We start from the raw sequence: 17,642 nt of genomic DNA on the forward strand, positions 1-17,642 counted from the left end.
GGATGGAGTCCTACGCCACAGCCCAACAGGTCTTCGCAGGCGGGCTGATCTTCGCACGTCTGGCGGGGATCATCATGCTCATGCCGGGCGTGGGCGAGGGATTCGTGCCGCCGCGCGTGCGGCTGGCGTTCGCGTTCGTGTTCGCCCTGGTGCTGTTTCCGGTGATCGGGGGCACGGCGCCCCCCATTCCGCCGCAGGTCAGCGGCGTGGCCGGCGCGGTGATCAAGGAGACGCTGATCGGCCTGATGATCGGCGGGATCCTGAAGCTGTTCATGGCCTCCCTATCGACGGCGGGGGAGGTGATCTCCATCCAGACCACCCTGTCGTTCGCCCAGACGGCCAACCCGGCCATGGGCTCGACCACGCCGACGCTGGGCACCTTCCTGAGCCTGCTGGGCATGGTGCTGATCATGTCCACCAACCTCCACCACCTGTTCATCGGGGCGGTGGTGAAGAGCTACAGCCTCTTTCCGTTCGCGCGGGACATCATGGTCAACGATGCGGGCCAGCTGGCCGTGCAGACGGTGGGCAAGGCCTTTGCGCTGGGGGTGCAGATGTCGGCGCCGGTGCTGGTGTTCGGCTTCATCCTCAATGTCGCCATCGGCCTGGTCGCGCGGGTGATGCCGCAGTTCCAGGTGTTCTTCGTGGCCGCGCCTCTGTCGGTGCTGCTGGGCCTGTCGATCTTCGCCCTGAGCCTGGGCGTGGTGGGCATGGTCTGGCTGGACCGCTACCGCGAGATCCTTGCGCCTTTCGGGGTCGGCAATGGCTGAGGAGAACGAAGGCGCTTCCAAAACAGAGGAGCCGACACCCCAGAAGCTGCAGAAGGCGCGGGAAAAGGGCGACGTCGCCAAGACCCAGGACCTGTCCGGCGTCTTCGTGCTGGCCTCGACGGCGGCGGTGCTGACCGCCATGGGCGGCTGGATGTGCCGCAACGTGGCCATCGCCATGCTGCCGTTCCTGGAGCATCCGGACCAATACGTGCTGCACGGCGGCGGCGGTCTGGCTGTGGCCCGGAAGGCCATGCTGGCCTGCGCGCCGATCATGCTGATCCTGCTGGTGGTCGCCAGCATCGCAGGCGTGGCCGGCCACCTGGTGCAGACCGGCATCATGTTCACGCCGGACAAGCTGAAGCCAGACTGGAAGAAGGTCTCGCCCATGGGCGGGCTGAAGCGGATGTTCGGCCTGGACAGCCTGATCCAGTTCGCCCGCTCGCTGATCAAGGTGGTAATCACCGCCTATGTGGCCTGGTGGGCGGTGAAGCCGCACATGAGCCAGCTGCAGAACCTGGCGGCCCTGGACCCGGCGGCCATCCTGCCGTTCTGCGTCCAGATCCTGCGCCGGCTGGTGTTCGCCGTGGTCGGTCTTCTGCTGGTGGTCGCGGCGGCCGACTGGTTCATCCAGAAGCAGCGCTTCATGGCGCGCATGAAGATGACCAAGGAAGAGGTCAAGGAAGACTACAAGCAGACCGAAGGCGACCCGCACGTCAAAGCCAAGCAGAAGCAGATCCGCCACGAGAAGGCCCGGCGGCGGATGATGCAGGCGGTGCCCGGCGCCACGGTGGTGGTCATGAACCCGACCCACTACGCCGTGGCGCTGCGCTACAACCAGGGCGAGGACGCCGCTCCCATCTGCGTGGCCAAGGGCCTAGACGCCCTGGCGCTGAAGATCCGTTCGGTGGCCGAGGAAGCCGGCGTCCCCGTGGTGGAAGACCCGCCGCTGGCCCGCGCCCTCTACGCCGCGGTGGAGATCGACGACATGATCCCGCCCGCCCACTACGAAGCCGTGGCCAAGGTCATCGGCTTCATCCTCAACGCCGGACGCCGTGTCGCGTCGCGGCCGCTGTGAGAGAATGCGTATGGTTGATTCGTCGGGCGCACTGTCCGCGCCGGGGGCAAACAGGGAGGCGCAGTCGCTCGCGATGACTGAGCCGACGTCCAGCAAACGCGCCAAGCGCAAGGTCGACCCGCTGACCGCGGGCGCCGTGCTGTTCTTCCTGCTCGCCGTGGCCTTCGCCGCGGCGCCCGCCGTGCATGCGGGTCCGACGACCCTGGCCGGCCTGATGCTGCTGATCGGCTTGGCCGGCGTGGCCTGCCTTGGCCTCTTCGTGCTGCGCGGCTCGGCCGAGCCGGCGCCGGACAGCGAGCCGGGCGCCGACGCCCTGATCCTGGCCCTGTCGGAACCGGCAGCCATTGTCCATCCGGACGGCCGCATCCAGGGCTCCAACGCCGCCTGGAAACAGGTCTGCGGGACCGGGCCGCGCCTGCCCAAGTCGGGCCCTTCGGCCGCCAGCCTGTTCGCCGCCTTCACGACCGCGCGTCGCGGCGAGGCGGGCCGCGCCTCGCTGCGCGCCAACGGCGGCGAGCACGAGGTGCAGGTCACCGCGCTGGGGACCCGCCGCTTCCTGGTCCGCATGGGAGGCCATGGCCCAGCGCTGGCTCTGCCGGCCGCCGCCATGGAAGTGATCAACGCCGTCGCCAAGGCCGGCCCGCCGCCGCCCAAGGTGCTGGACGCCTTTGCGGCCGCCTCGCCGTTCGGCGCGGCCCTGCTGGAAGGCGAAGACCCGTTTGCGGCCCTGATCGTCGAAGCCAACCCAGCCCTGAAGTCGGTGGCTGGCGGCGGAGAGAAGGGCCAGGCTTTCGGCGAGCTGATCGAGCCCGCCTCCCGCGCCGACGCCGCCCAGCGACTGGCGGCCGGTGCGGTCGCCGCCCTGGAAGTGCGGCTGGCGCACGATCCGGCGCGGATCGCGCACCTGTATCTGGCGAAGAGCGACGGGCGCTGGGTCGCTTATCTGGTGGACGTTTCCGACCAGAAGCAAATCGAGCTGCAGCTGGCCCAGAGCCAAAAGATGCAGGCGATCGGCCAGTTGGCCGGCGGCGTGGCGCACGACTTCAACAATCTGCTGACCGCCATCTTCATGCAGCTCGACGTGCTGGCCTCGCGCCACCCGGTGGGCGATCCCTCCTACGAGGGGCTGAACGAAATCCGTCAGACGTCGGCGCGTGCGGCCGATCTGGTGCGCAAGCTGCTGGCCTTCTCGCGCAAGCAGACCGTCCAGCGCGAGATCCTCGACCTGGGCGAGCTGATCAGCGAGTTCGAGGTGCTGCTGCGCCGGGTGCTCTACGAGGACGTGAACCTGTCCACCGAGTATGGCCGCAACCTGCCGCAGGTGCGCGCCGACCGCGGCCAGCTCGAGACGGCCGTCATGAACCTGGCGGTCAACGCCCGCGACGCCGTGCGCGCGGCCAAGGGCGGCGGCACGGTGAAGATCCGCACCGCCCGCCTTACCCAGGAGCAGGCGCGGGACATGGGCTATCCCGGCGCGGTGGGCGACCAGGCGCTGATCGAGGTCAGCGACGACGGCCCCGGCATCCCGCCGGACCTGCGCGAGAAGATCTTCGAGCCGTTCTTCACCACCAAGCCGGTGGGCGAGGGCACGGGCCTGGGCCTCGCCACCGTGTACGGCATCGTCAAGCAGTCGGACGGCTTCATCGGCCTGGAGTCCAGGCTAGGCGAGGGCACGGCGTTCCGGATCTTCCTGCCGGTCCATCACCAGGACGCCTCTGTGGTTCCCGCCTCGCAGCCGGCGGCGCCCAAGCGCCCGGTGGCGCGCGACCTGTCCGGCGCGGGCCGCATCCTGTTCGTGGAGGACGAGGACGCGGTGCGCGGCGTCGCCGCCAAGCTGCTGCGCGCCCGCGGCTACGAAGTGATCGAGGCGGCGAGCGGCGAGGAAGCCCTGGAGCTTGCCGAGGAGCACGCCGGCGAGATCGACCTGATGATCTCCGACGTGGTGATGCCCGGCATGCAGGGACCTGACCTGCTGAAGCAGGCTCGCCAGTACCTTAACGGCGCGCCGGTGATGTTCATCTCCGGCTATGCGGAGTCGGAGTTCTCGGACCTGCTGGAAGGCGAGACCAACGTCTCGTTCCTGCCCAAGCCGATCGACATCAAGACCCTGGCCGAGCGGGTGAAGCAGGAGCTTCAGAAGGCGGCTTAAGGCGGCGTTGGCCGACCTCGGAGGGCTTGCTGCCGCCCGAGGTCGCGCTCGTCTTTCAATAGAATTCCGTCAGGGCGGCGCCGTGCAGCGGCAGCTCGCTAGTCCGCCCCACAGCGGCGACGGCGGCCTTTAAAGCGGGATCGGCTCGCACCTGATCGAGGCGCGCCGCCAGCTTGAGGTCAAACGCGGCACGCTGATCCGGCTTGAACCGGCTGAGCTCGAACAGGGCGGCCCGACGCTGGTCCGGATCCTTCAGGCGGCGTGCGTAGATCGCCACAGCCGCGGCGGTGTCGCCCGCGCAAAGCTGCGCCTTCACCGCGGCGGTTGGATCGTCCGCTTCATGGGCGACGGTGTAGGCGAGTTGTTCTCGAAGGCTGGCGGCCTCGCCGAGCTGCGCATAGGCGCAGGCGCGTTCGGCACGGACCCAGATCGAGGCATACGAACTGAGCTCGCCTTCGGCCGACCCGAACGGCTTCAGAGCATCCAGCGCCTCTTGCGGGCGGCCGGCCGCGTTGAGCAGGAGCGCGAGATTGACGGACTGGATGACGTTGGGCTTGCCGCGTTCCGGCCGCGCCGCAAACACCCGCATGGTCGTGACCGCCTCGTCCGTACGCCCGAGTGCGTAGAGGGTCATGGCCTTGTCATTGCCAACCCAGTTGTATTCGGCGTCCTCCGTGGAGTTAGGTCGGGCCAGCCAGCCGGAGATCAGCGCAAGCGCCTCGTCCAGGCGGCCCAAGGCGCGCAGGTCAGTGCTCAAGGCCAGCAGATTTTCGGCGGAGGGTTCACTACCGAAAGCGGCCTGATGGGCCTGCAATGAGGCCGCCGTCGCGGTAGCCACGTCGTAACGTTTGCGGTCCATTGCGACGAAGTCGTCGAACCGCTTATCGAGGCTAAGCTTCGTGAGGGAGGTCGCGCCAACCACCCGTTTGGCGGCGCCCCAGGCGCGCGAGGCGTCACCGCCGGCGGCCAGACGCTCAGAGTAGAGAATCCAAAGATCGTCAGCGGCCCCGTACTGCTCGCTGTTCCAGCCAGCGGTCATAAGCGCGGCCATGTAGCGCTGGAATTCGGCGGGGTGATCTGCCAGCTCGAAGCCGAACACGACCGCGACGTCGTCGATGAGCAGGGCGAACGTACCGTCATCAGCGAGACTGGCGGCGCGCTCGATGGACTGCAGGGCGTCGGCGCGATCGCGGGCGGCGGCGGCCGCGTAAACGAACCGTGTGGCCCAGGCCAAGGACGAGGCGTCCGGAAATGCCGTCGCTTTGCGCGACCACTCCACGCCGTTGTCGATGTCGCACATCGCCAGGGTGGTCAAAGCGGTCGATTGCTGGGCGCTTGTGAGTTGCTCGAAGCCGCGCCGGCCCACGAGCCGTTTCAGTGCGGCGACGTCGCAGCCCTTGGTTCTGACGGCCTGAATGACCCGCGTCGCTTCGGCTTCGAAGGAGCGATCGGCCTGCGCGTGCGCAGCGGTCGCGCAAAGTAGCAGGCCGCTCGCAGCAGCGGCCACAATCACAGATTTCACCGGTAAGCTCCCCCAAATACGGCGTGCATCCTGCCGCAACAGGCGCAGGAGGCCAAGGTGCAGCTCGGGCGTTCCAAGGGCCGAGCGCCGCGAGCACCCCGCCTGGCCGGGGCGCTGGCCAGCGGACTGATCTCGCAGATCGTGGGCCGCTAAGCCTCTAGGCGGCGCAGGGCGCCTTGCGCCGCCGCCACGCCGGTAGCGAAGCTGGCCTGGAGGAGGTAGCCGCCCGTCGGCGCTTCCCAGTCCAGCATCTCGCCGGCCACGAAGACGCCAGGGCGGGCGGAGAGCATCAGGTCCGCGTCGACGGCCTCCAGAGCCACGCCCCCGGCGCTGGAGATCGCCCGGTCCAGGCCTTGGACACCGGTGAGCTTCAGGGGCGCGGCCTTGATGGCGCGGGCCAGGGGGCCGGGTTCGGCGGGTAGCTGAACGCCATGAGCCTCGCGCAGAAGGCTGATCTCCAGGGGCGAGAGGCCGGCGGCCTTGCGCAGAAAGGTGGCGAGGCTCTGGCCGCGGCGTTCAACCGCCAGCCTGGACGTGAGCTTCTGAACCGTGAGGTCGGGCCGCAGGTCGATTTCGAGCATGCCGGCGCCGTTCGCGACCGCTTCGCGCAAGGCGGCGGAGATGGCGTAGACGGCGCCGCCTTCCAGGCCGTAGCGCGTGACCACGGTCTCGCCGAGCACGGAGGCGCCGCCGCCGGACAGGCGCACGTTCTTCAGTGGCTGGCCCTCGAAGCGCGAGAGCAGGACGTCGCTCCAGGGGACGTTGACCCCCATGTTGCTGGGCTGGAACGGCGTCACCGCGACGCCTTCGTCCTGCAGAAGGCCGGCCCAGGCGCCGTCAGACCCGAGCCTTGGCCAGCTGGCGCCGCCCAGGGCCAGGATGGTGATGTCGGGCCGCACGGCCTGCCCATCGATCTGCAGGGCGCCGTCCTGCGTCCAGCCTTGCCAGGCCGCCCGGGTGCGAACCTGCACGCCCCGGCCGTCCAGGCGCCGCAGCCAGGCGCGCAGCAGCGGAGAGGCCTTCAGCGCCTTGGGGAAGACACGCCCGCTGGTGCCGGTGAACAGGGGCTGGCCCAGATCCTCCGCCCAGGCCATCAGGGCGGCGGGCGGAAAGGCTTCCAGAAGAGGGCGCAGGCGCGGGGCGGCCGCGCCGTAGCGCGCCACGAAAGCCTCGAAATCCTCCGAATGCGTGAGATTGAGCCCGCCGCGCCCGGCCATCAGCAGCTTGCGCCCGACCGAGGGCATCTTCTCGTAGACCGTCACGGCCACCTCGGCGTTCGCCAGGACTTCCGCCGCCATCAGGCCCGCCGGGCCGCCGCCGATCACCGCCGCCGTCTTCATGTCGGGGCACATAGCCTGCTCCACGCCCCAAGTCGCGAACTACGCGGATCCGCAGCGCAGATGGGGATCGCCTGTCCGCCCACAAATCGAAGACCGATGTTCGCCAGCTGCTGACAGAAGGCTGTCAGCAGCCCATGATTAGGCTCTCAGCATCTTCCCCGAAGCACCTGAGGAGCAGCTGTCATGTCCCGCGATCTCGTCTTCTACACCAACCCCATGTCGCGCGGCCGGATCGTGCGCTGGATGCTGGAAGAGGTGGGCCAGCCTTACGACACCCAGATCCTCGACTGGCCGCAGATGAAGGCCGCCGAGTACAAGGCCATCAACCCGATGGGCAAGGTGCCGGCCATCCGGCACGGCGAGGTGGTGATCACCGAATGCGCGGCCATCTGCGCCTATCTGGCCGACGCCTTTCCGCAGGCCGGGCTCGCGCCCGCGCCGCAGGATCCGAACCGGGGCGCGTATTATCGCTGGCTGTTCTTCGCGGCCGGCCCCCTGGAGGCGGCCGTGGTCAACAAGGCTCTCGGCGTCGAGGTCCCGGCGGACAAGCGCGGCTTGGCCGGCTACGGCTGCTACGAGGACGTCATGGACACCCTGGAGCAGGCGGTTTGGGACGGCGGCTGGCTGGCCGGCGACCATTTCACGGCGGCGGACCTTTATGTCGGCTCGCACCTGGCCTGGGGCCTGCAGTGGGGCACGATCGAGAAGCGGGCGGCGTTCGAGAAGTTTGCCCAGAAGGCTACCGCTCGTCCCGCCGCCGAGCGGGCGCGGGAGCTGGACGACGCCCTCATCCCCGCGCACCAGCCTGAACCGGCTGAATAAGGTCCCACCGGTTGCCGTAGAGATCCTCGAACACCGCCACGCTGCCGTAGGGCTCGTGGCGGGGCGTTTCGAGGAAGCGCACGCCGGCCGCGCTCATGCGGGCGTGGTCGGCGGCGAAATCGTCGGTTTCCAGAAACAGGAAGACGCGCCCGCCGGCCTGATCGCCGATGCGGGCCTTCTGTTCGGGGCCGCTGGCGCGGGCCAGCAGCAGACCGCCTTGCGACCCCTTAGGGCGGACCACCACCCAGCGCTTGTCCGGACCCATGGCGGTGTCCTCTGCGAGTTCGAAGCCGACCTTGCCGACATAGAAGTCGATGGCCTCGTCATAGTCGCGGACCAGCAGGGCGGTGAGGCTGAGGCGGGACATGGCGGCAGGCTCCATCAGATGGCGGCGCCGGCTTGGCGGATCAGCTCGCGCATCCAGGCGATCGCCGGCTCGACGGCCCGGTCGCGGAGGAAGACGAGGTTCACCGGCACCGGCTGGGACGGGTAGGGCGGCTCGATCAGCTTCACCCGGCCGGTCTCCGCGGCCAGCTGGGCGAGCCTGCGGGGCGCGATGGCCACCAGCAGGGTGCGGCTCGCGATGGACAGGGCCGAATAGGTGTCGGGCGCGGTGACCCCCACCTGACGGGTGAGCCCCGCCGCGTTCAGCGCGGCTTCAAAGGCGCCGCCGTCGATCCAGCTGGCCTTGGTCACGAGGTCGGGGCGCTCGTCGGGGCCGAGCCCCGGAAGCTGGCGCGAGATGGTGACGTGCGGATAGGAGACCAGCGCTTCGAGGCTGACCTCCGGCAGGGCGGCCAGCGGGTGGTCGGCGCGGACCACCCAGCAGAGGGTCTCCTCCAGCACCGGCTCGCGGGCGAAGCGGTCCGGCGCGGCGACCACCCCGCCCAGGATGAAGTCCACCCGGCGGGTGTCCAGGCGATCCAGGACGTCGGGCAGAAGCTCCTGCAGCACCACCTCGGCGCGGGGCGCGATCTGGGCCATGCGGCTGGCGATCTCCGGTCCCAGGACCGTGGCGGAGTAGGCGCCCGCCACCAGCACGAAGCGCCGCTCGGTGGTGGAGGGATCGAAATCCTGCGGCGATACGGCGGCTTGAAGCTGGTTCAGGGCGGCATGCACCTGGGCGCCCATCTCCAAAGCGCGAGGCGTCGGCTGCATGCCGTTGGGGCCGCGCACGAAGAGCTCGTCACCGAGGGAATAGCGGAGGCGGTTCAGCGCGTGGCTCACCGCCGATTGGGTTAGCCCCAGGCGCGCGCCGGCGCGGGTGACGCTGCGCTCCTCCAGCAGCACATCGAAGACCCTCAGAAGGTTGAGGTCGGGCAGCAAGGATCATGTACTCCGTTCATATGCTGCGTGACCACATATCATTTGGATCATCGGCGTACCGCAACTATCTGGCCCGCTGAGGGGAGAACACCGGGCGCGCCTTGGCGGGCGCCGGCGGTCCCCCGTCCATTCGTACAAACCAGAACCTCCAGAGAGGGCTCGCCTCGTGAGCGATCCGCACTCCAACTCCGCCGTTCCGACCAAGCGCGGCCTGAAGCGTTTCCGCTGGCCGCTGATCCTGGGCGGGCCGCTGCTGATCGCGGTTGCGGTTGTCTATTTCGTGGTGACCGGTGGACGGAGCCAGGCGACCGACAACGCCTATGTCCAGATCGCCAAGGCGCCGGTGGCGCCATCGATCGGCGGGCGGGTGACGGAAGTCTTCGTCCGGGAGAACCAGTTCGTCCGCAAGGGCACGGTGCTGTTCCGCATCGACGCGCGAGACTTCACCGCCAACGTCCAGGCGGCCGAGGCGCAGGTGGCCGACGCCGAGCTGCGGATCCGTGCGGCGCAGGCGGCCTATGGCCAGCAGCAGGCGGCGGTGAGCGCGGCGCGCGAGACCTTGGCCTACGCCGCTCGGGAAGCTGCGCGCCAACGGCAGCTGGCCGCGGCGGGCGTCGCTTCCCAGCAGCAGGTCGACCAGGCCGCCCACGCCGCCCAGCAGGCGCGTGAGCAGCTGGCGGTGGTGCAGCAACAGGCGGCCCAGGCGCTGGCCCAACTGGGCGGCAGCGCGGGCGCTTCGCCCGCCGGACACCCGAGCGTGCTGGCGGCCAGAGCCCAGCTGGAGCGGGCGCGGCTGAACGTGTCCTACACCACGGTGGTCGCCCCGGCCGACGGCATCGTCACCCGCGTCGAGCAGATGCCGGTTGGCACCTATCTGAACGCCTCGCAAACCGCCTTCTGGCTGCTGTCGGGCAAGCCCTGGGTGGAGGCGAACTACAAGGAAGACCAGCTCGCCAAGATGAAGATCGGCCAGCCGGTGCACATCAAGGTGGACGCCTATCCGGACGCCGACCTGACCGGACGGGTGGTGAGCTTCAGCCCCGGCACCGGCTCGGCCTTCTCGGCGCTGCCGGCGCAGAACGCCACGGGCAACTGGGTGAAGGTCGTCCAGCGCCTGCCGGTCCGCATCGAGTTCGATCGCGACCCGCCAGGGATGGCGGCCCGTGCGGGCCTGTCCGCCCACGTGACGGTGGATGTGAGCGCGCCCGGCCGCGCCGGCTAAGGATACCGCCTCATGGCCTCCCAGACGGATACGGCCAACCGCTGGCCCATCACCATCAGCATCATGCTGGCCACGGTGATGAACTCGATCGACACCACGATCGCCAACGTCGCCCTGCCGCACATCCAGGGCAATGTCTCGGCCTCGTCGGAGCAGATCAGCTGGGTGCTGACCAGCTACATCGTGGCGGCGGCGATCATGACGCCGCTGAGCGGCTGGCTGGCCGACCGGTTCGGCCGCAAGCGGCTGTTCCTGGTGTCGATCGCCGGGTTCACGGTGGCCTCCATGCTGTGCGGCATCGCCACCAGCCTGCCAGAGCTGGTGATGTTCCGGCTGCTGCAGGGGGTGTTCGGCGCCTCGCTGATTCCGCTGTCGCAGGCGGTGCTGCTGGACATCAACCCGCCGGAGAAGCACGGCCAGGCCATGGCGATCTGGGGCGCGGGCGCGATCCTGGGGCCGATCCTCGGGCCGGCGCTGGGCGGCTACCTCACCGAGAACCTGTCCTGGCGGTGGTGCTTCTACATCAACCTGCCGATCGGCATCCTGGCGCTGCTGGGCGTGTGGTTCTTCATCTCGGGCGACAAGGTCAAAGGCCAGAAGCCGTTCGACTTCCTGGGCTTCGGCATGCTGACGCTGTTCGTGGGCGGGCTGCAGCTGATGCTCGACCGGGGCCCCAGCCTCGACTGGTTCTCTTCGCCCGAAGTGTGGGCCGAGCTGCTGGTGGCGATCGTCGGGCTGTGGGTGTTCGTGATGCACACCATCACCGCCGAGCACCCGTTCTTCGACCTGCGCCTGGCCCGGGACCGCAACTTCGTCACGGCCAGCATCTTCGGCTTCTTCATCGGCATCCTGCTGTTCTCGACGATGGCCTTGCTGCCGCCGATGATGCAGACGCTGCTGGGCTATCCGGTGATCACCGCGGGCCTGGTCTCCATGCCGCGAGGCATCGGCTCGCTGGTGGCGATGTTCGTGGTCGGGCGGCTGGTGGGCCGGGTGGACACCCGCCTGATCCTGTTCGTCGGCCTGTCGATCAGCGCCTTCTCCCTTTGGGAGATGATGAAGTTCGACCTGTCGATGACCAGCACGCCGCTGGTGGTCACGGGCATCATCCAGGGCTTTGGCATCGGGCTGATCTTCGTGCCGCTGTCGACGCTGGCGTTCGCCACCGTCGCGCCGGAGCTGCGGGCGGAGGGCTCGGCCCTTTACACGCTGATCCGCAACATCGGCTCCAGCGTCGGGATCTCGGTGATCCAGGCGATGACGGTGTCCAACACCCAGGTGATGCATTCGTCCCTGGCCGCTCAGGTGATCCCATCGGATCCGGTGGTGCGGCAGGGGCTGGGGGCGGCGCTGAACTCAGCCGGGGGGCTGCTTGGCCTGAACGCCGAGATCACCCGCCAGGCGACCATGATCGCCTACATCGACGACTTCAAATTCATGTTCATCATCACCCTCGCGTGCATGCCGATGCTGCTGCTGATGCGCACGCCGCGGCGCGGGGGCGGAGCAAAGGTCCATGCCGTTGCCGATCACTAAGTCCCTGCGCGTCCTCGCGCTGTCCGCCTCTGCGCTGACCCTGGCCGCCTGCGCCACGGTGGGCCCGAACTTCCAGACTCCGGCTGCGCCGCAGGGCGCCGCCGCCAGCGGGTACGCCGCGGCGAACGATCCCGCGCCGCGGACGCTGAACCTGTCGCCCGAAGCGCGGGCGGCGGGACCCTGGTGGCAGGCGTTCGGCTCGCCAGAGCTCGACGCGGCGGTGCGCCAGGCCCTGGCCGACAGCCCGACCATCGCGGAAGCCGAAGCCAATCTCGCCAAGGCGAACGCCCAACTGGCGGCCGTGCGGGGACGGGAAGGCGTGCAGGCGGATGTCTCCGCCGGCGCCCAGCGTCAGCGGGTGAACACCGCTGCCTTCGGCATCTCCGGCTTCCCCAGCCCGACCATCAACCTGTTCTCGGTGGGCGGGACGGTCAGCTACGACCTCGACCTGTTCGGCGGCCAGCGCCGGGCGGCTGAAGCGGCGGCGGCGCGGGCGGAAGCCGAGGCGCGGGAAGCGGACGCGGCCTATCTGACGCTGACCGGAAACGTGGCCCTGCAGGCCATGCGCATCGCCGGGCTGCGCGCCCAGATCGCCGCGGTCGAGCAGATCGTGGCCGACGACCAGCGGGTGATCGACATGGTGCGCCGGGCCCAGCGGGCCGGCGGCGAGGCGCCGTCGGCGATCACCGGCGGACAGGCGCAGCTGGCCGAGGACCAGGCGTTGCTGCCGCCCTTGCAGCGCGAGCTGACGGCCGCGCGCCATCAGCTGGCCCTGTTGAGCGGGCGCTCGCCGGCCGAGTACAGCGCCGCCGACTTCGACCTTGCCCGCCTGAGCGCGCCGACGGCGGTTCCGGTGAGCCTGCCGTCCGAGTTGGTGCGCCGGCGGCCGGACATCCTGGCCTCGGAGGCCGAGCTGCATGAAGCGACAGCCGAGATCGGGGTGGCAGCGGCGGCGCAGTACCCAAACCTGGCGCTGTCGGCCGGCCTGACCCAGACCGCGCTGAAGCCGGAGAACCTGTTCAACTACAGCGCATCGGGCTGGAACGTGCTGACGGGCGTGACCGCGCCCATCTTCCATGGCGGGACGCTGCGAGCCAACCGGCAGGCGGCGGAGGCCGAAGCGCGCGCGGCGCTGGCCCGCTATCAGCAAACGGTGATCCGCGCCTTCGGTCAGGTCTCCGACGTGCTGTCGGCGCTGGCCACGGACGAGCAGTCCATCGAGGCGCTGACCCGGGCGCAAGGCTCGGCGCAGGCCGGGGTGCGCGACGCCGAGGCCGCCTACCGCCTGGGCGGCGGCACGCTGCTGCAGGTGGTCGACGCCCAGCGTCAGCTGAGCCGCGCCCGCCGCGCCCTGGCCCAGGCCGAAGCGCAACGCTACGCCGACCTCGTGCAGCTGTACGCCGCGACGGCGGCGGACTGGCGGACGAGCGCCTAGGCCGATCCTCCCCCTCAGGGGGAGGTGGCCGAAGGCCGGAGGGGGTTCCCGCCGCGGAGTCGGCGGGTGAAACCCCCTCAGTCGCTCTGCGACAGCTCCCCCTGAGGGGGAGCATCTCTCACGCCTCCGCCCTTTGTCGTCCGCTGGCTTCGGCGGCGAGGCGGCCGGTGAGTTCGGCCATGTGGTGGAAGTCGGCTTCGAAGGCGCCGAGGCCCTGGGTGAGGCCGCGGAGTTCGGCGATCAGGTCCTGGCGCTCGCTTTGCGGCAGGTAGGCTTCGATGCGCTCCCAGCCGCGCCAGTCCTCTCGTGGACCAAGCCCCAGGATCTGGCCGCGCCGCGCGGTGAGCGCCGAGGTGACGTTGGAGGCCGCGGGGGTGGGCGAGTAGACCACGAGCCGCTCGATGGGCTCCAGCAGGATGGAGCCGGCCTGGGCGAGGGCTTCCTCGATGGCGAGGCGGCCGGCCATCCGGAAGGCCATCTCGGATGAGTCGACGCTGTGGGTCTGGCCGTCCAGCAGGGTCACGGCGAGGTCCGTCACGGGAAAGCCGAGCGGCCCCTTGGCGAGGCCGTCGCGCACGCCGTCGGCCACGGCGGGGATCCACTGCTTGGGCACCGCACCGCCGAGCACCCGGCTGTCGAACATGAAGCCCGAGCCCCGGGGCAGGGGCTGCACCTCGATAGTGACGTCGGCGAACTGGCCGTGGCCGCCGGACTGCTTCTTGTGCCTTGCGCGCTGGGTGACGGCCCGCAGAATGGTTTCCCGATAAGGCGTGCGCGGCTGGGCGGTGTCGATCTCGACACCGAAGCGGCGTCGCAGGCGCTCCAGGGCCAGTCGCACGTGGCCCTCGCCCTGGCCGGCCAGCAGAACCTGACGGCCCTCGCTGTCGTGGGTGAGGCGCAGGCCGGGGTCTTCCTCGACGATCTTCGCCAAGGCGCCGGACAGGCGCACGTCGTCCTTGCGGTGCCGGGCCGACAGGGCGACCGAGAACAGCGGCCGACGGGCTTCGGCGGCGGCGCGAGCCTTTTGCGGCTGGCCGGTCATGGACAGGATCTGTCCGGCCGTCGCGCTTTCCACCTTGCCGATGGCGCAGATGTCGCCGGGACGCGCAGAGGCGATCTTGGCGAGGCTGGCGCCCTGGACGCCGAACAGGCCGCCGACGCGGCTCTTCTCCCCCGAAGGGAGGGTGAGGTCGGCGTTGTCTTCCAGCGCCCGGCCGAAGGTTCGGGCATAGGCGAGCTTGCCGGATTGGCCCGCATAGGCGGTCTTCAGGACGTAGGCGCCGGCGCCGTCCACCCCGACGCGTTCCGCCGCGCGATCGGGCAGGGGCGCTTCGTGCCGCAGGGCCTTGAGCAGGCGCCGGATGCCGAAGCCGTTCAGGGCCGAGCCGAAGAAGACCGGAACGATCAGGCCCTCGTTCATCTCCCGCACGAGATCGGTGAACACCGCGTCACGACTGGGGACCATGTCGGACAGCAGCTGTTCCAGCAGGGCGTCGTCGAAGTCGGCGAGCTGCTCCATCATGTGGAAGCGGGCCTGGGCTTCGACCTCGGCAAGTTCGCCGGGGATCTCCACCTGGGCGGAGGGCTCGCCGGGGCGATAGAGGTAGGCGCGCTCCAGGGCCAGATCGATGAAGCCGGAGACCCGTTCGCCGTCCCAGGTCGGGATCTGCCGGGCGACCAGGGGCGCGGCGCTGACTGGAGCGAGCGCCGCCAGGAGTTCGTCCAAGGCGCCGCGGGCCTGGTCCATCTTGTTGATGAACAGGGCGTGGGGCACGCCGAGCCGCTCGAGATCGCGCAAGGTGGGCTGGAGCAGGGCGGCCTTGGCCGGGTCCGGCTCGGCCACCACGATAGCCAGATCCACCGCCGGCACGGCGGAGTCGAGGTCGGCGCAGAATTCCAGGGAGCCGGGGCAGTCGACCACCGCATAGCGGTCGCCCATGAAGTCGAAGCCGGCGAGGTTCAGCTCCACCGAATGGCCGCGGGCCTTGGCTTCAGGGCTGGTGTCGCCAACCTTGTCAGCCGTGCCGCCGCCTCGTCGCTCTAAGGCGCCGGTGGCCAGCAGCAGGGCCTCAAGCAGAGTGGTCTTGCCGGCGCTTGTGGGGCCCACGAGCGCCAGCGCCCGTACGGAGCCCGCCGTTGGAATCGGCATTGTCGTCCTCCCATCGCTTTTGGCGCTGAGGACGCCTCCCGGATTGCCCCGGTCCGAAAGGACGCCTTCGGCGCAGATGACAGGCGGTTCGCCGACTGGGCGGCGGCCGCCCAACTGCCGGTGACTATGCGCCTGGCCGTGCCGATGCGCCAGCCGCGCGCCCGTCGCGAAATCGTGTGCACGGCTGCGTTGCAGAACGATGGTATCGTGACGCCGTTGAATGGGGGTGCGGCCGTGACGAAGGCGCCTTGGCGCATCGCGCCCCCGTCACGGTCGTGCACCGCTCCTTTCGGAGAACCTGGGACATGGCCGAAGGTCGTCACATCGAGAACCCCTTCGAGTACGCGCTGGAGAAAACCAGCTGGGCGCTGAGGGACACCGGGCGAATGCTGGGCGCCGAGCGCCGGCCCCGCACGGCCGCGGCGCCGACGGTGAACCGCATCACGGCCGCGGACCTGCGCGCGGCCTTGCGCGAAGGCATGGCCGATCTGGGCGCCGCGCGCGCGGACATCGTGTTCATCGGCGTCATCTATCCGCTGGCCGGCCTGCTGCTCCTGCAGGTGGCGGCAAACCGCAATCTCCTGCCGCTGGCGTTCCCGCTGGTGTCGGGCTTTGCGCTGCTGGGGCCGCTGGCCGCGGTGGGGCTCTATGAGATCAGCCGACGGCGGGAGCGGGGAGAGCCGGCATCCTGGCGCGACGCGGCCGGGGTGCTGTCCTCTCCCGCCCTGGGCTCGATCCTGGGCATGGGGCTGATCCTGCTGGCGCTGTTCGGCGTCTGGCTGGCGGCGGCCTGGGCGATCTACAACGCAACGCTTGGACCGGAGCCGCCGGCGTCGGCCGGCGCGTTCCTGTCGGACGTGTTCTCTACGCCCGCCGGATGGACGATGATCGTGGTGGGCTGCGCGGTGGGCGCGGTGTTCGCAGCCGTGGCCCTGGCCGTCAGCATCGTGACCATCCCGCTGCTGCTGGATCGCGACATCAGCCTGCTGCGAGCCATCGGCGTGTCGCTGAAGGCGGTGCGGGAGAACCCGACCACCCTGGCCATGTGGGGGCTGATCGTGGCGTCCGCCCTGGTGCTGGGCTCGGTCCCGGTGCTGGTCGGGTTGATCGTCGTGATGCCGCTGCTGGGGCACGCGACCTGGCGGCTGTACCGTCGGCTGGTGAGTTCGTGAGAGGGCAGGCGCGGCAGGGCGCCGCAGGATGGTGGTAGCGGTAACATTTTTGTTGCCAGCTCAGCTGTGAAGAGCTATCCAAACGCCATGCCCTTCGGGCGTTTCCTCCCAAAGACTTTCAAAGGCCGCGCGCTTGCGCGGCCTATTTTTTTGGCCGGCCCGCGACCGCCAAGTCCCTGAAAACATTTGGCTGACAACGCTGTCATTTTTGCTTGCGCGCGGGATATTCCAGGCGTAGAGCTGTTCATGCCCTTCGGGGCGTTTCCTCCCTAAACTTTTCGGCCGCGCCGGCATGGCGCGGCCGTTTTTTTGTCTCCAAGCGGCGCCATAGGCGGCTCGCGGCGCGCGGCCAGCTGCCGCCGAGGTGGCAACCGCCTGCGTCGCGCCATCGTTGGATACGGTTCGACAGGCCAGGTCCGGCCTGCAGCAATGGAAGGAGATCCCATGTTCAGGTCCTTGAGCCTCGCGGCTGTTGCAGTGGGCGCGGTGTCGTTGACGGCCTGCTCCACGGTCGATCCCTACACGGGCCAGGTGGTGCGCGATAACACCCGAACGGGCGTGCTGGCCGGGGCGGCCGGCGGCGCGCTGCTGGGCTACCTGACCAACACCAACCGCGGCGAAGAAGGCCGGACGAACGCCCTGATCGGGGCGGGCGTCGGCGCGCTGGCCGGCGGCGCCGTGGGCAACTACATGGATCGCCAGCAGGCGCAGCTGCGCGCCCAGCTCGCCGGGACCGGCGTGGACGTCCAGCGCCAGGGCGACAACATCGTCCTCAACATGCCCTCGGACGTCACCTTCGCGGTGAATCAGGCGGACATCCAGTCGCGTTTCTACCCGGCGCTGGACACGGTGGCGCGGACGCTGAGCGACTATCCGCAGACCCTCGTGGACGTGGTGGGTCACGCCGACGCCACGGGCCCGGACGCCTACAACCAGACGCTTTCGGAGCAGCGCGCCTCTTCGGTGGCGAGCTATCTGGTCAGCCGTGGCGTGATGCGCGACCGCCTGTTCGTGGCCGGCCGCGGCGAGACCCAGCCCATCGCGTCGAACGACACGGAAGACGGCCGGGCTCGCAACCGCCGCGTGGAAGTGATCGTCCGGCCGTTCCGCGGCTGAGGCGAGGG

Annotated in this window: 14 protein-coding genes; 9 read left to right on the forward strand and 5 right to left on the reverse strand. The window is 69.6% G+C overall.

Annotated features, from left to right (window positions below; translation table 11 throughout):
* Positions 1 to 2 precede the first annotated feature (2 nt).
* The 3 genes from fliR to cckA all read left to right on the forward strand — a co-directional run bounded on the left by fliR (position 3) and on the right by cckA (position 3,994).
* A complete protein-coding gene (fliR, locus tag DJ018_RS09195) occupies positions 3 to 770 on the forward strand; it encodes a flagellar biosynthetic protein FliR (RefSeq protein WP_111514514.1) in 768 nt (255 codons plus the stop codon).
* Positions 763 to 1,845, forward strand: coding sequence for a flagellar biosynthesis protein FlhB (gene flhB / locus DJ018_RS09200; protein ID WP_111514515.1), 1,083 nt, complete (start codon positions 763 to 765; stop codon positions 1,843 to 1,845). The genes fliR and flhB overlap by 8 nt, the downstream gene beginning before the upstream one ends.
* Positions 1,846 to 1,918: 73 nt before the next feature.
* A complete protein-coding gene (gene cckA, locus DJ018_RS09205; protein WP_111514516.1) occupies positions 1,919 to 3,994 on the forward strand; it encodes a cell cycle histidine kinase CckA in 2,076 nt (691 codons plus the stop codon).
* 55 nt (positions 3,995 to 4,049) lie between these two features.
* On the opposite strand, the gene DJ018_RS09210 is transcribed toward cckA, so the two are convergent.
* Together DJ018_RS09210 and DJ018_RS09215 are read right to left on the reverse strand one after the other, a co-directional pair.
* A complete protein-coding gene (locus DJ018_RS09210) occupies positions 4,050 to 5,516 on the reverse strand; it encodes a tetratricopeptide repeat protein (RefSeq protein WP_133254251.1) in 1,467 nt (488 codons plus the stop codon).
* 149 nt (positions 5,517 to 5,665) lie between these two features.
* The gene (locus tag DJ018_RS09215; protein WP_111514518.1) at positions 5,666 to 6,868 is read right to left on the reverse strand and encodes a BaiN/RdsA family NAD(P)/FAD-dependent oxidoreductase; all 1,203 of its coding nucleotides are present in this window, start codon (positions 6,866 to 6,868) and stop codon (positions 5,666 to 5,668) included.
* Positions 6,869 to 7,039: 171 nt separating this feature from the next.
* Here DJ018_RS09215 and DJ018_RS09220 point away from each other — a divergent pair, with 171 nt between their 5' ends.
* Complete coding sequence (locus DJ018_RS09220; RefSeq protein WP_111514519.1) at positions 7,040 to 7,678, forward strand: glutathione S-transferase family protein; 639 nt, start codon at positions 7,040 to 7,042, stop codon at positions 7,676 to 7,678.
* Here the strand turns inward: DJ018_RS09220 and DJ018_RS09225 are convergent.
* Both DJ018_RS09225 and DJ018_RS09230 read right to left on the reverse strand, forming a co-directional pair.
* A complete protein-coding gene (locus DJ018_RS09225; protein WP_111514751.1) occupies positions 7,644 to 8,045 on the reverse strand; it encodes a VOC family protein in 402 nt (133 codons plus the stop codon). The genes DJ018_RS09220 and DJ018_RS09225 overlap by 35 nt on opposite strands.
* Before the next feature lie 14 nt (positions 8,046 to 8,059).
* On the reverse strand, positions 8,060 to 9,004 hold the full coding sequence (locus DJ018_RS09230; protein WP_111514520.1) for a LysR family transcriptional regulator: 945 nt from the start codon (positions 9,002 to 9,004) through the stop codon (positions 8,060 to 8,062).
* A 166-nt stretch (positions 9,005 to 9,170) separates the two neighbouring features.
* On the opposite strand from DJ018_RS09230, the gene DJ018_RS09235 reads away from it, so the two are divergent.
* The 3 genes from DJ018_RS09235 to DJ018_RS09245 are packed head-to-tail and all read left to right on the forward strand — an operon-like array spanning position 9,171 to position 13,197.
* Complete coding sequence (locus DJ018_RS09235; protein ID WP_111514521.1) at positions 9,171 to 10,226, forward strand: HlyD family secretion protein; 1,056 nt, start codon at positions 9,171 to 9,173, stop codon at positions 10,224 to 10,226.
* Positions 10,227 to 10,238: 12 nt separating this feature from the next.
* Entirely contained in the window at positions 10,239 to 11,762 is a 1,524-nt protein-coding gene (locus DJ018_RS09240; protein ID WP_111514522.1) for a DHA2 family efflux MFS transporter permease subunit, read from the forward strand.
* Positions 11,743 to 13,197, forward strand: a complete 1,455-nt coding sequence (locus DJ018_RS09245; RefSeq protein ID WP_111514523.1) for an efflux transporter outer membrane subunit — start codon at positions 11,743 to 11,745, stop codon at positions 13,195 to 13,197. Before DJ018_RS09240 ends, DJ018_RS09245 begins: the two co-directional genes overlap by 20 nt.
* Before the next feature lie 118 nt (positions 13,198 to 13,315).
* Here DJ018_RS09245 and DJ018_RS09250 read toward each other — a convergent pair whose 3' ends face one another.
* Positions 13,316 to 15,346, reverse strand: coding sequence for an elongation factor G (locus DJ018_RS09250; protein WP_111514524.1), 2,031 nt, complete (start codon positions 15,344 to 15,346; stop codon positions 13,316 to 13,318).
* Positions 15,347 to 15,651: 305 nt separating this feature from the next.
* Between DJ018_RS09250 and DJ018_RS09255 the strand changes: the two genes are divergently transcribed.
* Both DJ018_RS09255 and DJ018_RS09260 read left to right on the forward strand, forming a co-directional pair.
* A complete protein-coding gene (locus DJ018_RS09255; protein ID WP_111514525.1) occupies positions 15,652 to 16,518 on the forward strand; it encodes a DUF2189 domain-containing protein in 867 nt (288 codons plus the stop codon).
* Positions 16,519 to 16,962: 444 nt separating this feature from the next.
* On the forward strand, positions 16,963 to 17,634 hold the full coding sequence (locus tag DJ018_RS09260) for a YiaD family glycine zipper/OmpA-like lipoprotein (protein WP_111514526.1): 672 nt from the start codon (positions 16,963 to 16,965) through the stop codon (positions 17,632 to 17,634).
* Positions 17,635 to 17,642 lie beyond the last annotated feature (8 nt).

This window comes from Phenylobacterium deserti, assembly GCF_003254705.1.
GTDB lineage: Bacteria > Pseudomonadota > Alphaproteobacteria > Caulobacterales > Caulobacteraceae > Phenylobacterium > Phenylobacterium deserti.

Bases quoted from the DNA above. Each gene is read 5' to 3' on its own strand.
- fliR (WP_111514514.1), top strand. From the start codon at position 3: ATGGAGTCCTACGCCACAGCCCAACAGGTCTTCGCAGGCGGGCTGATC.
- flhB (WP_111514515.1), top strand. From the start codon at position 763: ATGGCTGAGGAGAACGAAGGCGCTTCCAAAACAGAGGAGCCGACACCC.
- cckA (WP_111514516.1), top strand. From the start codon at position 1,919: ATGACTGAGCCGACGTCCAGCAAACGCGCCAAGCGCAAGGTCGACCCG.
- DJ018_RS09215 (WP_111514518.1), bottom strand. From the start codon at position 6,868: ATGTGCCCCGACATGAAGACGGCGGCGGTGATCGGCGGCGGCCCGGCG.
- DJ018_RS09220 (WP_111514519.1), top strand. From the start codon at position 7,040: ATGTCCCGCGATCTCGTCTTCTACACCAACCCCATGTCGCGCGGCCGG.
- DJ018_RS09225 (WP_111514751.1), bottom strand. From the start codon at position 8,045: ATGTCCCGCCTCAGCCTCACCGCCCTGCTGGTCCGCGACTATGACGAG.
- DJ018_RS09240 (WP_111514522.1), top strand. From the start codon at position 10,239: ATGGCCTCCCAGACGGATACGGCCAACCGCTGGCCCATCACCATCAGC.
- DJ018_RS09245 (WP_111514523.1), top strand. From the start codon at position 11,743: ATGCCGTTGCCGATCACTAAGTCCCTGCGCGTCCTCGCGCTGTCCGCC.
- DJ018_RS09250 (WP_111514524.1), bottom strand. From the start codon at position 15,346: ATGCCGATTCCAACGGCGGGCTCCGTACGGGCGCTGGCGCTCGTGGGC.
- DJ018_RS09255 (WP_111514525.1), top strand. From the start codon at position 15,652: ATGGCCGAAGGTCGTCACATCGAGAACCCCTTCGAGTACGCGCTGGAG.
- DJ018_RS09260 (WP_111514526.1), top strand. From the start codon at position 16,963: ATGTTCAGGTCCTTGAGCCTCGCGGCTGTTGCAGTGGGCGCGGTGTCG.